The sequence below is a fragment of the Streptomyces sp. NPDC054834 genome, from assembly GCF_053611185.1.
Genome location: NZ_JBSGZV010000052.1, coordinates 20,479 through 35,780, shown reverse-complemented (window position 1 = coordinate 35,780; position 15,302 = coordinate 20,479). Strand labels below are relative to the sequence as shown.

Sequence of the window (15,302 nt, the reverse complement as noted above, 5' to 3'; positions counted from 1 at the left end):
AACACGTTGGCGGGTCGCTCTACCTGGCGGCCCGTCAGGTCTGTTCATGATTGGAGTCACATGGCCACCCCCCAAGGTGTCTTGAAGAAGACCGCGACGATTGCCGCTGCCATGACGCTCGCCGGGCTCGCCTCCGTCGCTCAGGCGACGGAGGTCTCGGCAGCACCGGCCTTCGTCAATCTGACCGTGCTGGACAGGAACGGTGCCCCCATCTACGCGGAGCCCACCTCCTCGTCGCACAGGTTCCGCACGGAGCCGTTCAAGACGACCCTGCGCATCCAGTGCTCGACCCGCCACACCCCCTCGGGGGCCCTGTGGTTCCGGCTCTACAACTCGAAGCCGACGGCCTGGGTGTACTCCGGGCACTTCGAGTCGCTGGTGCACAACCCCAAGGAGTGCTTCCCGGGCTAGCCCCGGTGGCCTGGCCCACTCACACGTGGCCCAGGCCGTCGAGGAAGCCGAGCGCCACCCGCCAGGTGGCCTCGGCGGCCTCCTCGTCGTAGTCCGGCAGGCCGGGGTCGGTGTAGAGGTGACCGGCCCCGGCGTACCGGTACACCTCGACGTCGGCGCCGGCTCTGCCCATCTGGAGGTACCAGGCGCTCAGCCAGTCGTCCGTCTCGAACGGGTCCGGCTCGGCGACGTGCAGCTGCACCGGCAGCTCGTCCACGGAGGCGTTCGGCGCGAGGTCCGACGTGCCGTGCAGGAGCAGCAGCCCGCGCGCCTTCCCGTCGCCCAGTGCGAGGGTCTGCGCGATGGAGGCGCCGAGCGAGAACCCCGCGTACACGAGCCCCCGGTCGGAGTACGGCGCGGCGGCCAGGACGGCCCGCTTCAGCAGCTCGTCCTTCCCGACCTCGTCGTTGAAGGCCATGCCCTCCTCGACCGTGTCGAACGTACGTCCTTCGAAGAGGTCCGGCGTCCACACCTCGTGCCCCGCGCCGCGCAGCCGGTCCGCGGCCTGGCGCACCGCGGGCCTGAGGCCGTAGGTCGAGTGAAAGAGCATGATGTTCATGAGGCCATGGTGCCAGCCGGGTACGACAGTGACCGACGGTGACCGCGCCGGACGTTACCCAGGAACGTGCCGAAGTCACATGTTCAAGGTCGCCGGTGGCCGGTTACGTTCGGAGGCATGGAGAACGTACTCCGCCCTCTCATCGTGATCGGCAGCTCGGTCGCCCTGACCCTGTTCGTCGGCTGGGCCACCGACCGGCTGCTGCGCAAGGCAGACGAACGGGACCACGACACGCTCTTGTGGGGGCTGCTGCGCCGCGGGCGCATCCCGTACCAGCTCGTGCTGTGCGCCGCCATGCTGAGAGGGTCGTACGACCAGGCGCGACTGCTGGAGCAGCACCAGGCCGGCATCGGCCGGACGCTGACCCTGGTGCTGATCGGGTCGGCCGCCTGGCTGGTCATCCGGATCGCGGGGGCCATCGTCGAGACGTCGTACAGCCGGTACGCGCGGGCCCACCGGGATCCGGCCCGGGTGCGCCGGGTGCGCACGCAGGTCGAGCTGATCATGCGGGTGGTGTCGGCGATCGTCATCGTCGTGGCCGCCGCCTCGATGCTGCTGACGTTCCCGGCGATGCGCGCGGCCGGTGCCTCGCTGCTGGCCTCGGCCGGCATCCTCGGCATCGTCGCCGGTGTCGCCGCGCAGTCCACGCTGAGCAACATGTTCGCCGGGCTCCAGATCGCCTTCGGCGACATGGTGCGGATCGGGGACACCGTGGTGGTGGACGGCGAGTGGGGCACCGTCGAGGAGATCACGCTGACCTTCCTGACGGTGCGGACCTGGGACGAGCGTCGCATCACCATGCCTGTGTCGTATTTCACATCCAAGTCGTTCGAGAACTGGTCGCGCGGCACCCCGCAGATGACCGGCATCGTCTACTGGCACCTCGACCACACGGCGCCCGTCGAGGCGATGCGCGAGAAGCTGCGGGACATCCTGCGCGAGTGCCCGGCCTGGGACGGCCGCGCCCACGGCCTCCAGGTCACCGACTCGACGCCCAACACGATCCAGGTCCGCGCCCTGATGACCGCGAAGGACGCCGACGACATCTGGACGGTGCGGGTCATGGTCCGCGAGCAGATGATCACCTGGCTGTGCGCGGAACACCCGTACGCCCTGCCCCGCGTCAACACGGCCGACGCGGCCCTGCCCCCGAACAGCCCCCGCATCCCGTCCCAGGACGGCGCCCACCGCCGCGCCTACGAGACCCCGAGAACGGGCAGGGCCTGACGCTCACGAACGGCCGGCCGCCGACGGCGCACCACCCCCACGGGAGAGCTGGAGCTCTCAACCGACTGGAAACGGGTGGTGCGCGGGTGGACAACCCCCGGCAAGCGCCCCGCACCCCACACCCGGCAACGAACCGTCACCGCAGACTACGCACGTCCAAATGCCGCAGCACCCGGTCCACGATCTCCGGATCCGCCCCGGGTTCGCTCCGCGCGGCCATCACCTCATGCCGCGCGGCGCTCAGCATCTCCCCCTGGATCCGCCGCACCCGCTTGAGCCGGCGCACCCGCCTCTCGTGCGCGTCGCGCCGCTCGTCCTCCCCCACGTCCGGACTGATCCGCAGCCCGATGTCGAACGCCCGCCGCGCCATCTGCTCGGACAGCTCCTCCGGCAGGTCCTCGACCGACTCGATCTCCTTCAGCCGCCGTTTGGCCGCCTTGGCCGCCCGCACGGCCAGCTGCTTCTCGAACTCCTTCTCCCGCTCCGTGTCCGCCCGCACTCCCAGCCGCTTGACCAGCCACGGCAGGGTCAGCCCCTGCAACACCAGCGTCGCCATGATCACGCCGAAGGCGATGAACACGATCTCGTCCCGGTCGGGAAACGGCGACCCGTCGTCGGTCTTGAGCGGGACGGCCAGTGCCAGCGCCACCGACGCCACGCCCCGCATCCCGGACCACCACATCACGACGGTCTCCCGCCAGCTCATCGGGATGTCCTCGTCGTAGTCCCGCTTGGCGTGCAGCCGTTTGGTCAGCCAGGTCGCCGGCATCAGCCACAGCAGGCGTACGAGGACCACCACGCCCACGACCGTGGCCGCCCAGCCGAGCAGCTCCCCCCACCGCCCGGACGCCGTCCGGATCGCGTTGTGCAGTTCCAGGCCGATCAGCCCGAACGCCACCCCGGTGACGAGCGTGTCGACGATGTCCCAGAAGGTGTGCCCGGCGAGCCGCGTCATCACGTCGTCCGGATGGGAGGCGTACTCGGCGAGGAAGAGCGCGGTGGTCAGCACGGCGAGCACCCCGGACCCGTGCAGCTCCTCCGCGAGCACGTACGAGGCGTACGGCACCAGCAGCGTCAGCCCGATCTGAAGGGTGGCGTCGTCCAGCACGTCCATCAGCCAGTTCGCGCCCCAGCCGAGTGCCAGTCCCACGACGACGGCGACCACCGCGGACAGCACCAGGTCCAGTCCGGCCCGCCAGGGCGAGAAGCTCCCGCTGACCACGGCGGCGATGGCCACGTGGTACAGCACGATGGCCGTGACGTCGTTGAACAGCCCCTCGCCCTCCAGGATCGACACCAGCCGGCGCGGCAGCCCGAGCTGTCCGGCGACGGCGGTCGCGGCGACCGGGTCGGGCGGCGCGACCAGCGCGCCCAGCGCGACGGCGGCGGCGACCGGCAGTCCGGGCACGATCGCGGAGGCGACGGCGGCCACGCACACCGTGGTGACGAACACCAGCGCGACGGCGAGCAGGAAGATCGGCCGCTTGTTGGCGGTGAACTGCCGCCAAGACGTCCGCCGCACCGCCGCGTACAGCAGCGGCGGCAGCAGCCCGGGCAGGATCAGCTCCGGCGGGATGTTCACGTTCGGGACGAAGTCGGCCACCGCGAGCACGATGCCGAGCAGCGTCATCAGCACCGGCGCCGGCACTCCGAACCGGTCCCCCACCGGCACACTCACCAGGGCCCCGAGCAGCAGCACGAACAGCAGGGCCAACTGATCCACGGCCAGCGCTCCGGGAGTCGACGTCACACAGCAGGTCTCAAGCCTGCCACGTCCCCGGGCGCACCGGCCGTCAGGCACCCCCCGGCGGCTACAGCGTGCGCCGCATCGCCCGGTGCGGGATGCCCGCCTCCGGGTACTCAGGCCCGTAGGCCTCGTATCCGAGCCGCTCGTAGAAGCCCAGCGCGTGGGTCTGCGCGTGCAGGTCGACGGCCGTCAGCCCGCGCGCGCGTGCCGCTTCCTCGATGGCCCGCACCAGGGCCACGCCGACGCCCAGACCGCGTGCCTCCCTGGTGACGGCGAGCCGTCCCAGGGAACCCACCGCGGCGTCGCCGCCGGTCTTCGTCGCCGCCGCAGCGCCGTGCAGCAGCCGTCCGGTGCCCAGCGGTACGCCGTCCTCCCGGACCGCCAGGACGTGCACGGCGGCGGCGTCGTGGGCGTCGTACTCGATGTCCTCGGGGACGCCCTGTTCGCCGACGAAGACCTCCTTGCGCACCGCGAAGCAGGCCTCCCGGTCGGCCGGGTCCTCGGCGATCCGCACGGTGTACGGCGTGCCACTCATGCGTAGGTCTCCTCGCGGACCTGGTCGAGCGCCGTCTGGAGGTCCTCCGGGTAGCCGCACTCGAACTCGACCCACCGGCCGTCCCCGGGATGCTCGAAACCGAGCCGTACGGCGTGCAGCCACTGGCGGGTCAGGCGCAGCCGCTTGGCGAGCGTGGGGTCGGCGCCATAGGTCAGGTCGCCGACGCACGGGTGGCGGTGGGCGGACATGTGGACGCGGATCTGGTGGGTGCGGCCGGTCTCCAGCTTCACGTCCAGCAGGGAGGCGGCGCGGAACGCCTCGATGAGGTCGTAGTGGGTCACGGAGGGCTTGCCCTCCGCGGTGACGGCCCACTTGTAGTCGTGGTTGGGGTGGCGGCCGATGGGGGCGTCGATGGTGCCGCTGGTCGGGTCCGGGTGGCCCTGGACGAGCGTGTGGTACCGCTTGTCGACCGTGCGCTCCTTGAACTGGCGCTTGAGCGACGTGTACGCGTACTCGGACTTGGCGACCACCATCAGGCCGGACGTGCCCACGTCCAGGCGGTGCACGATGCCCTGGCGCTCGGCGGCCCCGGAGGTGGAGATCCGGTACCCGGCGGCGGCGAGGCCGCCGATGACGGTCGGCCCGGTCCAGCCCGGCGACGGGTGCGCGGCCACGCCCACGGGCTTCACGATCACGACCACGTCATCGTCGTCGTGCACGATCTCCATGCCCTCGACGGGCTCGGCGACCACCTGCACCGGCGCGGGCGCCTGCGGCATCTCGACCTCGAGCCAGGCACCGCCGCGCACCCGCTCGGACTTGCCGACCACCGCGCCGTCGACCTGGACCTTGCCCGCGGCGGCCAGCTCCGCCGCCTTGGTACGGGAGAAGCCGAACATGCGTGAGATGGCGGCGTCGACGCGCTCGCCCTCCAGGCCGTCGGGCACGGGCAGGGTACGGATCTCAGGAAGCGTGCTCACCTGACGAGTATGCCGGACGGGTCCGACGGCCCCGAACGAGCCTGTGGACAACGCACCCTGTGGTCAAGCCGGCCAAGCCGGACAAGCCGGACAGGCGGACGGGCCGCGGAGCTCAGTCCTTGTGGACCGTGCCGTCGGGGTCCAGGCCACGGAAGGAGAGCAGCACGATCAGGACGCCGCCGCAGACGATCGCCGAGTCGGCCAGGTTGAACACCGCGAAGCCCTTGGGCGCGATGAAGTCGATGACCTCGCCCTGGAAGATCCCCGGCGAGCGGAAGATCCGGTCGGTCAGGTTGCCCAGCGCGCCGCCGAGCAGCAGGCCCAGCGCGATCGCCCAGGGCAGGCTGTAGAGCTTGCGGGCGAGGCGGACGATCACCACGATCACGGCGGCCGCGATGACCGTGAAGATGACCGTGTAGGCCTGCCCGAAGCTGAAGGCCGCGCCCGCGTTGCGGATGGCGGTGAACTCCAGCCACTCCCCGAGGACCTTGACCGGCGCGTGGTGCTCCAGCTTCGCCACCACGATCAGCTTGCTGACCAGGTCGAGGGCGTAGGCGAAAGCGGCCACCGAGAACAGCACGGCGATCCGGCGCCGCCCCCGGGGCCGCTCGGCCGGGGTCGTCGCGGTCACCGCACTCGCCGCGGCCTCATCGTGTCCCGCTCCCGCAGCATCCGGGGTCTCCGGCGTACCGATGATGTGTTCCGCCTCTGCCACGTGAGTCCCTCAACCCTAGGTACCTGACTGCACACGAGACTACGGCACGCCCCGGCGGGCCCCCGTGCCGGTCGACACCGGCTCAGTACCTACGTTCCTGCTTCTGCTTGCACTCCACGCACAGGGTGGCCCTCGGGAAGGCCTGCATGCGGGCCTTGCCGATGGCGTTGCCGCAGTTCTCGCACAGACCGTACGTACCCGCGTCCAGCCGTTTCAGGGCACGCTCGGTCTGGATCAGCATCTCGCGCGCGTTGGCGGCCAGCGCCATCTCGTGCTCGCGCGTGATGTTCTTGGTGCCGGTGTCAGCCTGGTCGTCGCCGGCACCGTCCCCGGAGTCCCGCATGAGCCCCACGAGGGACTGCTCCGAGGCGGTGATCTCGGCGCTGAGCCGCGCCTCCTCGGACTGCAACTCGGCGCGTGCCTCCTCGACCTCCTCGGACGTCCAGGGGTCCTCGCCGGGGCGCACCGCGAGGTCGCCGGGGTCCACCGCGGCGAGGCGTGTCTTGGGGACCGCGGTCTTCGCCGCCGTGGCTGTGCCAGGAGTCTTCTTCGCAACCACCGTCGTGGCTCCCGTCTGCTTCGCGGCCTGCGCCGCGCCCGCCTTCTTGGCCGAACCCTTCCCGACCACCGCCTCCTCGGTGCCCGCCTGCTGCCCTGCCGCCTGCGCGGCGACCACCTCCGTGGCGCCGCCCGCTCCCGCACCGGCGGTGTCGGCCCCGGGTTTCCTGCCGCCCGGTTCCTTGCGGCCGGTCTTCTTGCCGCCCCGCTCCTTGAGGCCGGGTTCCTTGCCGCCCGGCGCCTTGACCTGGGGTGTCTCGCCGCCCGGCCCCTCGGCGCGGGGCTCCTTGCCGCGTGCCCTGGTGTCGGGCTCCTTCGCCACGGCTTCCTCGGCGCCCGTCTTCCTGGTCGTGGCTCCGGCGGCGCCCGTCCTCCTGGCCGCGGCCTTCCGCGGGCCGGTCTCCTCGGCCGGGACCGCAGCCTTCCGGGAACCGCCCTTGGCAGCTGGCGCCGCCTTCTTGGCGGCGCTCTTCCCCGTCCTGGCCCTCGCCTCCTCGTCACCGGCCGTCGCTTTCTTGGCGGAGGTCTTCCCGGCGACCGGCTTCTTCCCCGCCCCACCCGCACTCTTTTCGGCGGCCCCCTCGGCGGAGGACTTCGTCCCGCCGGAGGCACCCGCAACCGTTCCCCTGGCCCTGCCGGGCGCCGCCGACTGCTGTACGGCGGTCTTCTTCGCCACCATGGCCGCGGCCCCTTCACATATTGTGAACTTGTTCGTGAATCGTGCTGGGACGATAAATCGACTTGAGTCCCGCGGCAACGGGGCACGCCGCCCGATTCGCCCGCCTCGCGACCCCCGCGCGACAAGCCTGCATGCGTTGTGCCCAGCTCCCCGCCGGGTAATCCGCCAAGCCGGGCATCCCAGGATCCGAACACGCGTACCTCGCCATTCAGGTCACATTCTGGACATATCAACCCTTCCCCGTCGGTCACCTCCCCGCACCGGAAATCGGTCTGCCGCTGTCGCCGGGGCGCCGTACACTGGGCGGAGCGAAAAGCGTGGATGGGGACGAGTAGCGGCGTACGCAGCCCAGAGCGACCCGGGGACGGTGGAAGCCCGGGGGTGAGCGCGACGTGAAGATCACCCCGGAGCCGCCGGAAGAAAGCCCCAGCGCAGGCCCAGGGGCCGGTAGAACCGGCATCGCGACCCCAATGAGGGGGCTCACCGGCGCATACGGCGCACGGGGAGCCAAGGAGGGTGGTACCGCGGGAGCGCGCCGCACCCGGCGCACGTAGCACATACGGCTCTCGTCCCTCCGACGGAAGGCAGCAAGTCCGTTGGAGGAAGCTCGCTGATGACAGCGCCGACGTACCGCCAGGTACCCGCCCAGGTCGACCTGCCCGCGCTCGAGCACGCGGTGCTCGACTTCTGGCGCGAGCAGAAGATCTTCGCCAAGAGTCTGGAGCAGTCCGAGGGCCGCCCGGAGTGGGTGTTCTACGAGGGCCCGCCCACCGCCAACGGCATGCCCGGCGCCCACCACATCGAGGCCCGCGTCTTCAAGGACGTCTTCCCCCGCTTCCGCACCATGCGCGGCCACCACGTGGCCCGCAAGGCCGGCTGGGACTGCCACGGCCTCCCGGTGGAGCTGGCGGTCGAGAAGGAACTGGGCTTCTCCGGCAAGCAGGACATCGAGGCATACGGCATCGCCGAGTTCAACGCCAAGTGCCGCGAGTCGGTGACCCGGCACACGGACGCCTTCGAAGAGCTCACGACCCGCATGGGGTACTGGACGGACATCGACGGCGCCTACCGCACCATGGACCCGGCGTACATCGAGTCCGTCTGGTGGTCGCTGAAGGAGATCTTCAACAAGGGCCTGCTGGTCCAGGACCACCGCGTCGCCCCCTGGTGCCCCCGCTGCGGCACCGGCCTGTCGGACCACGAGCTGGCACAGGGCTACGAGACGGTCGTCGACCCCTCCGTGTACGTCCGTTTCCCGCTCACCTCCGGTCCGCTCGCCGGCGAAGCCGCGCTCCTGGTGTGGACCACCACCCCGTGGACCCTGGTGTCCAACACCGCCGTCGCCGCCCACCCCGAGGTCACCTACGTCGTCGCCACCGACGGCGAGGAGAAGCTCGTCGTCGCCGAGCCGCTCGTCGCCAAGGCGCTCGGCGAGGGCTGGGAGACCACGGGGCAGACCTTCACCGGCGCCGAAATGGAGCGCTGGACGTATCAACGTCCGTTCGAGCTCGTCGAGTTCCCGGAACCGGCCCACTACGTCGTGAACGCCGAGTACGTCACCACCGAGGACGGCACGGGCCTGGTCCACCAGTCCCCCGCCTTCGGTGAGGACGACCTCAAGGTATGCCGCGCCTACGGCCTGCCGGTCGTGAACCCCGTCCGCCCGGACGGCACCTTCGAGGAGGACGTCCCGCTGGTCGGCGGTGTCTTCTTCAAGAAGGCCGACGAAAAGCTCACCGAGGACCTCCAGCAGCGCGGCCTGCTCTTCAAGCACCTGCCGTACGAGCACAGCTACCCGCACTGCTGGCGCTGCCACACCGCGCTGCTCTACTACGCGCAGCCGTCCTGGTACATCCGCACGACGGCCATCAAGGACCGGCTGCTGGAGGAGAACGAGCGGACCAACTGGTTCCCGGAGACCGTCAAGCACGGCCGGTACGGCGACTGGCTGAACAACAACATCGACTGGGCGCTGTCCCGCAACCGCTACTGGGGCACCCCGCTGCCGATCTGGCGCTGCGAGGACGACCACCTCACCTGCGTCGGCTCCCGCGCGGAGCTGACCGAGCTGACCGGCACCGACCAGTCCGGGCTGGACCCGCACCGCCCGTTCATCGACGAGGTCACCTTCGCCTGCCCGCAGTGCGAGAAGACGGCCACGCGCGTGCCGGAGGTCATCGACGCCTGGTACGACTCGGGCTCGATGCCGTTCGCGCAGTGGGGCTACCCGTACCAGAACAAGGAGCTGTTCGAGAGCCGGTACCCGGCGCAGTTCATCTCCGAGGCCATCGACCAGACGCGCGGGTGGTTCTACACCCTCATGGCCGTCGGCACCCTGGTCTTCGACAAGTCGTCGTACGAGAACGTCGTCTGCCTGGGCCACATCCTCGCCGAGGACGGCCGCAAGATGTCCAAGCACCTGGGCAACACCCTGGAACCGATCCCGCTCATGGACCGGCACGGCGCGGACGCGGTGCGCTGGTTCATGGCGGCCGGTGGCTCCCCCTGGGCGGCCCGCCGGGTGGGTCACGGCACGATCCAGGAGGTCGTCCGCAAGACCCTCCTCACGTACTGGAACACGGTCGCCTTCCAGGCGCTGTACGCCCGCACCTCCGGCTGGGCGCCCAGCGAGGCCGACCCGGCCCCGGCCGACCGTCCGCTGCTGGACCGCTGGCTGCTGTCCGAGCTGCACGCGCTGACCGACCAGGTCACCCAGTCCCTGGAGGCCTACGACACCCAGCGCGCCGGCAAGCTGCTGTCGGCGTTCGTCGACGACCTGTCCAACTGGTACGTCCGCCGCTCGCGCCGTCGCTTCTGGCAGGGCGACAAGGCGGCGCTGCGCACCCTGCACGAGGTCGTCGAGACGGTCACCAAGCTGATGGCCCCGCTGACGCCGTTCATCACCGAGCGGGTCTGGCAGGACCTGGTGGTGCCGGTCAGCCCCGGCGCCCCCGAGTCCGTGCACCTGGCCTCCTGGCCCGAGGCGGACCTGTCGGCGATCGACCCGGAGCTGTCGAAGCAGATGGTCCTGGTCCGCCGCCTGGTGGAGCTGGGCCGCGCCACGCGCGCGGAGTCGGGCGTGAAGACGCGCCAGCCGCTGAGGCGCGCTCTCATCGCTGCGACCGGCTTCGACGCCCTCGACACCGAACTGCACGCGCAGATCACCGAGGAGCTCAACGTCGAGGCGCTCGCCTCGCTGAGCGAGGTCGGCGGCTCGCTGGTCGACACGACGGCGAAGGCGAACTTCCGCGCGCTGGGCAAGCGGTTCGGCAAGCGCGTCCAGGACGTGGCGAAGGCGGTCGCCGCGGCCGACGCCGCCGCGCTGTCCCTGGCGCTGCGCGAGGGCACGGCGTCGGTGGAGGTCGACGGAGAGACGATCACCCTCGCCCCCGACGAGGTGATCATCACCGAGACCCCGCGCGAGGGCTGGTCGGTGGCGTCCGACTCCGGTGCCACGGTCGCGCTGGACCTGGAGATCACCGAGGAGCTGCGGCAGGCGGGCCTGGCCCGTGACGCGATCCGGCTGATCCAGGAGGCCCGCAAGAACAGCGGCCTCGACGTGGCCGACCGCATCGCGCTGCGCTGGACCTCCACGGACCCGGCGGTCGTCGCGGCCCTGACCGAGCACGCGGCCCTGATCGCCGACGAGGTCCTGGCCACGGCCTTCGTGAATGAGCACGGCTCCCAGGGCGACGCGGACGGCTCCTACGGCGACCCGTTCACCGACGAGGGCCTGTCCCTCACCTTCCGCCTGCGCAAGGCGTAGGCAGCGGTATGCCGAAGGCCCGGTCCCCCGAGGGGGCCGGGCCTTCGGCGTCGCGGGTCTCGGAAGGCGACGTACTTCCACCGGCGTCAACACGCGTAAAAAGGGCGGGGCCCCGGACCGAAGTCCGGGGCCCCGCCCTGAACGCTGCCGACGCCTAAGGCGTACTACTGACCGTGCCGGCCGTCAGTTGTCGTCCTCGTCGATCAGGAACCCGCGCATCGGCGAGGGAGCCTGGCCCATCGGCGACGGGCCCTGGGGACGGACCGGAGCCATCGGCTGGGTCATCGCCGGGGTCATCTGCTGCTGGCCGCCGTAGGACGGGCCAGCGGGGCTCGGCGCACCGCCCATGGTCTGGTTGCCGCCGTAGGACGGGGCGCTCGCGCCGGCCGGAGCCATGGAGGGCGCCGGGGACGGCGGCAGGGAGGCCGTGGCCGGGGTGCGCGGCGGGGCCAGGGAGTCGTCGGACTGGGTCTCCAGCTGGCGCAGCTGGGACTCGAGGTACGACTTCAGACGCGTGCGGTACTCGCGCTCGAAGCCACGCAGGTCCTCGACCTTGCGCTCCAGCGTGGCGCGCGCGGACTCCAGGGAGCCCATGGCGACGCGGTGCTTCTCCTGGGCGTCCCGCTCGAGCGCGTCGGCCTTGGCGCGCGCGTCACGCTCGAGACCCTCGGCGCGGCTGCGGGCCTCGCCGACGATCTTGTTGGCCTCGGAGCGGGCCTCGGCGATCGCCTGGTCGGCGGTCTGCTGAGCCAGCGAGAGGACTCGGGCGGCGCTGTCGCCACCGGGGCCCTGACCGGGGCCGCCCATCGGACCGCCCATGGGGCCGCCCATCGGACCGCCCATCTGCTGCTGCATGGGGGGCTGACCACCCATCGGGCCCTGGCCCATCGGACCCTGACCCATCGGGCCGGGACCCTGCTGACCCGGACCCTGACCGCCGGGACCGGCGGGCAGCTGCGGGGCACCGCTCGGCAGCTGGGGCGGGCCACCCATGGGGCCACCCATCTGCTGCTGCGGCGGGCCCGATATTCCGGCGGGTACCGGAGCGCCGGGACCTCGCATGCCCTGCTGCGGCATGCCGCCTTGCTGCATACCGCCCTGCTGCATACCGCCCTGCTGCATACCGCCCTGCTGCATACCGCCCTGCTGCATACCGCCCTGCTGCATGCCACCCTGCTGCATGCCGCCCTGCTGCTGGTCCTGCTCCGGGGGCTTGCGCATGTTCTGCTGGTTCTGCGCAGCCGCGCGCGTAGCCGCGGCCAGCTTGGCGCGCAGGTCCTCGTTCTCGCGGAGCAGACGGGTCAGTTCGGCTTCGACCTCGTCGAGGAAGGCATCGACCTCGTCCTCGTCATAGCCTTCTCGGAGGCGGACGGTCGTGAACTGCTTGTTCCGCACGTCCTCGGGGGTCAACGGCATCTCTTCACCTCAACGTAGTCATCGGCAGTCGGCAAGACCGTATCGTCCACAGCTCACCCCACCAGGTTTCCCACGATGGAGATCAGGATGTAGACGATGATCATCAGTACGAAGAAGGACAGGTCGAGCGCCACGCCCCCGAGACGCAGCGGCGGAATGAACCGCCGCAGAAGCTTCAGCGGTGGATCGGTGACAGTGTAGGTGGCCTCCAGTACGACCACCATGGCCTTGCCGGGTTGCCACGAGCGGGCGAACTGGAAGACATAGTCCATGACCAGCCGGAAGATGAGCACGATGAGGAACACCATCAGCGCGATGTAGATCACCTGCGCGAACACGCTCATGGATTGTGCTTCCCTCTCCCCTGCTTCGTGCTTCGTTCCGGTCGTACTTCTCAGCTCTGGTTGAAGAACCCGCCCTCTGCGATGCGGGCCTTGTCCTCCGCCGTGACATCGACGTTAGCAGGAGACAACAGGAACACCTTCTGCGTCACCCGCTCGATGCTGCCATGGAGACCAAACACCAAACCGGCCGCAAAGTCGACAAGTCGCTTCGCGTCTGTGTCATCCATCTCAGTCAGATTCATGATCACCGGGGTGCCCTCACGGAAGTGTTCCCCGATGGTACGGGCCTCGTTGTAGGTCCGGGGGTGGAGCGTGGTGATCCGGTAAGGCTCTCGTTCCGACACGACCTTGGGCATGATCACCGGTGCGTTCTTCTCCAGGGACTGACGTTCTTGTGTGATGGACGACACGGGCGCGATCCGCGCCGGGCGTCCCGATTCCGCGGGGAGCGAAGCGGCATGAGGAATCGGGTCGCGCGGCGCGGGAGGCTGCACGACTCGTACCGATTCGTCCCTTTGGGACTGATGCGACTGGTGTGACGGCTCGTGCCGTCGATGGTCCCGCTCGGGCTCCGGGTCCAGTTCGGGCTCGAAATCGTCGTCGGGGTCAAAACCGCGGCCGTCGTATCCATCGTCCTCCACGAGGCCGAGGTAGACCGCCATCTTGCGCATCGCGCCGGCCATGCTCTGAGTCCTCCGCTCTGTGGTGGATCCGCTGACGACCGCCAAGTGCCCGCGATCCACGAGGTCGTTGTGCACGCCTTTCGGCGACATTGACCATATTTTCTGCTGTGGTCCGACTTCTTGGCGACGTTACCCGAGCCTGGGGCGGACTCCGAGTACCGCAGTGCCGATGCGTACATGTGTCGCTCCGGCGGCCACTGCGTCCTCGAGGTCCGCACTCATCCCTGCGGACACCATGTTCGCAGCCGGATGGGCCCGGCGCAGGTCAGTCGACAAATCCATCATCCGCTCGAACGCGGCCCGTTGGCGCCCCGCGTACTCCCCGGTGAGCGGTGCGACGGTCATCAACCCGTCGAGCCGCAGCCCCGGAGCGCCGGCGACGAGGTCGGCCAACTCTTCGATTCCGCCGGGCGCCACGCCGCCGCGCTCGCCCCTCGCACTCTCCCCCGCGTCGAGCGCGACCTGGAGGAGGCACCCCAGCTCGCGCCCGGCCCGCACGGCCTCCTTCGACAGTGCCGTGACGAGCTTGGCGCGGTCGACGGACTGCACGACATCGGCGTAAGCGACCACGGATCGGACCTTGTTGGTCTGCAACTGACCTACAAAGTGCCAGGAAAGAGGCAGATCCGAGCAGGCGGCGGCCTTGGGGGCCGCGTCCTGGTCGCGGTTCTCCGCGACGTGGCGCACACCGAGTCCCGCCAGGATCCGCACATCGCTCGCCGGGTAGGTCTTGGTGACCACGATCAGGGTCACCTCCTCCCGCTTGCGCCCGGCGGCCACACAGGCCGCGGTGATGCGCTCCTCAACCTTCGCCAGGTTTGCGGCGAGTTCACCCTTACGGTCCGTCATGTCCGATCAGTCCAGCCACACATAGCCCGCGAGCCGCCCCGTGGTGCGGTCCCGGCGGTACGAGAAGTGATCGCCCGATTCGAGCGTGCACACCGGCGACTGCTCCCGGTCGCACACCCCGAGGCGTTCGAGCTGCGCGTGCACTCCGGCGCTCACGTCGACCGCCGGAGTGCCCCAACTCGTCTCGGCGTACGCCGCCGGCTCGACGGCGGCCACCTCCGCGCGCATCGACTCCGGCACCTCGTAGCACCGGCCGCAGACGGCCGGTCCGGTGCGGGCGACGATCCGGCCCGGCTCGGCGCCGAGCTCGACCATGGCCCGCACGGCGGCCGGGACGACCCCGGCGACCATGCCGGGCCGGCCCGCGTGGGCCGCGGCGGCGATCCCGGCGACCGGGTCGGCGAGCAGCACCGGAGTGCAGTCGGCGGTGAGCACCGCGAGGGCGAGCCCCCGCCGGGCCGTGACGATCGCGTCGACCTCGGGCACCGGGCTCCCCCGCTCTCGGCTCCTCCCCCACTCTCGGCTTCGCTCGAGCGGGGGGACCCCCATGCGCGGGGGGACCCCCATGCGCGGGGGGACCCCCATGCCCCAGGGCCCTTCGACCACGGCCACGTCCGCCCCGTGCACCTGGTTCATCCAGACCACGTGCGCCGGATCCAGGCCCAGGGACTTCGCCGCCAGTTCGCGGTTGGTCCGCACGGCGTCGGGGTCGTCGCCGACCGCGCCGCCGAGGTTGAGCTCCTCGTACGGAACGGCGCTCACCCCGCCCCACCGGTCGGTGAAGGCGAAGTGCGCGCCGTTCACGATGTCGTGCCGTCCTATCACGTCAGGAG

Annotated in this window: 14 protein-coding genes; 3 read left to right on the top strand and 11 right to left on the bottom strand. The window is 70.6% G+C overall.

The window, feature by feature from the left end:
* Positions 1-60: 60 nt before the first annotated feature.
* The gene (locus ACWGJM_RS41410) at positions 61-411 is read left to right on the top strand and encodes a hypothetical protein (protein WP_453416916.1); all 351 of its coding nucleotides are present in this window, start codon (positions 61-63) and stop codon (positions 409-411) included.
* 19 nt (positions 412-430) lie between these two features.
* Here ACWGJM_RS41410 and ACWGJM_RS41405 read toward each other — a convergent pair whose 3' ends face one another.
* Positions 431-1,009: a dienelactone hydrolase family protein gene (locus ACWGJM_RS41405; RefSeq protein WP_453416915.1), complete on the bottom strand. Its 579-nt coding sequence runs from the start codon at positions 1,007-1,009 to the stop codon at positions 431-433.
* A gap of 117 nt (positions 1,010-1,126) precedes the next feature.
* Between ACWGJM_RS41405 and ACWGJM_RS41400 the strand changes: the two genes are divergently transcribed.
* Positions 1,127-2,236, top strand: coding sequence for a mechanosensitive ion channel family protein (locus ACWGJM_RS41400; protein ID WP_453416914.1), 1,110 nt, complete (start codon positions 1,127-1,129; stop codon positions 2,234-2,236).
* A gap of 136 nt (positions 2,237-2,372) precedes the next feature.
* Here ACWGJM_RS41400 and ACWGJM_RS41395 read toward each other — a convergent pair whose 3' ends face one another.
* The 5 genes from ACWGJM_RS41395 to ACWGJM_RS41375 all read right to left on the bottom strand — a co-directional run bounded on the left by ACWGJM_RS41395 (position 2,373) and on the right by ACWGJM_RS41375 (position 7,411).
* Positions 2,373-3,959 (bottom strand): Na+/H+ antiporter, encoded by a 1,587-nt coding sequence (locus ACWGJM_RS41395; RefSeq protein ID WP_453416913.1) that lies wholly within the window; start codon positions 3,957-3,959, stop codon positions 2,373-2,375.
* Positions 3,960-4,047: 88 nt separating this feature from the next.
* On the bottom strand, positions 4,048-4,518 hold the full coding sequence (locus ACWGJM_RS41390) for a GNAT family N-acetyltransferase (RefSeq protein WP_453416912.1): 471 nt from the start codon (positions 4,516-4,518) through the stop codon (positions 4,048-4,050).
* Positions 4,515-5,459: an RluA family pseudouridine synthase gene (locus ACWGJM_RS41385; RefSeq protein ID WP_453416911.1), complete on the bottom strand. Its 945-nt coding sequence runs from the start codon at positions 5,457-5,459 to the stop codon at positions 4,515-4,517. The genes ACWGJM_RS41390 and ACWGJM_RS41385 overlap by 4 nt, the downstream gene beginning before the upstream one ends.
* Positions 5,460-5,571: 112 nt before the next feature.
* On the bottom strand, positions 5,572-6,174 hold the full coding sequence (gene lspA, locus ACWGJM_RS41380; RefSeq protein ID WP_453416910.1) for a signal peptidase II: 603 nt from the start codon (positions 6,172-6,174) through the stop codon (positions 5,572-5,574).
* Between the two features lie 82 nt (positions 6,175-6,256).
* Positions 6,257-7,411 carry a TraR/DksA family transcriptional regulator gene (locus ACWGJM_RS41375; protein WP_453416909.1) on the bottom strand — a complete coding sequence of 385 codons (1,155 nt, stop codon included), beginning with the start codon at positions 7,409-7,411 and terminating at the stop codon, positions 6,257-6,259.
* 613 nt (positions 7,412-8,024) lie between these two features.
* Between ACWGJM_RS41375 and ileS the strand changes: the two genes are divergently transcribed.
* On the top strand, positions 8,025-11,177 hold the full coding sequence (gene ileS / locus ACWGJM_RS41370) for an isoleucine--tRNA ligase (protein ID WP_453416908.1): 3,153 nt from the start codon (positions 8,025-8,027) through the stop codon (positions 11,175-11,177).
* Positions 11,178-11,360: 183 nt separating this feature from the next.
* On the opposite strand, the gene ACWGJM_RS41365 is transcribed toward ileS, so the two are convergent.
* The 5 genes from ACWGJM_RS41365 to pgeF all read right to left on the bottom strand — a co-directional run bounded on the left by ACWGJM_RS41365 (position 11,361) and on the right by pgeF (position 15,294).
* Entirely contained in the window at positions 11,361-12,593 is a 1,233-nt protein-coding gene (locus ACWGJM_RS41365) for a DivIVA domain-containing protein (RefSeq protein WP_453416907.1), read from the bottom strand.
* Between the two features lie 53 nt (positions 12,594-12,646).
* Positions 12,647-12,937, bottom strand: coding sequence for a YggT family protein (locus ACWGJM_RS41360; RefSeq protein ID WP_132854348.1), 291 nt, complete (start codon positions 12,935-12,937; stop codon positions 12,647-12,649).
* A gap of 50 nt (positions 12,938-12,987) precedes the next feature.
* A complete protein-coding gene (locus ACWGJM_RS41355; protein WP_453416906.1) occupies positions 12,988-13,620 on the bottom strand; it encodes a cell division protein SepF in 633 nt (210 codons plus the stop codon).
* Between the two features lie 129 nt (positions 13,621-13,749).
* Positions 13,750-14,469, bottom strand: a complete 720-nt coding sequence (locus tag ACWGJM_RS41350; protein WP_453416905.1) for a YggS family pyridoxal phosphate-dependent enzyme — start codon at positions 14,467-14,469, stop codon at positions 13,750-13,752.
* Between the two features lie 6 nt (positions 14,470-14,475).
* The gene (gene pgeF, locus ACWGJM_RS41345) at positions 14,476-15,294 is read right to left on the bottom strand and encodes a peptidoglycan editing factor PgeF (RefSeq protein ID WP_453416904.1); all 819 of its coding nucleotides are present in this window, start codon (positions 15,292-15,294) and stop codon (positions 14,476-14,478) included.
* Positions 15,295-15,302: the final 8 nt, after the last annotated feature.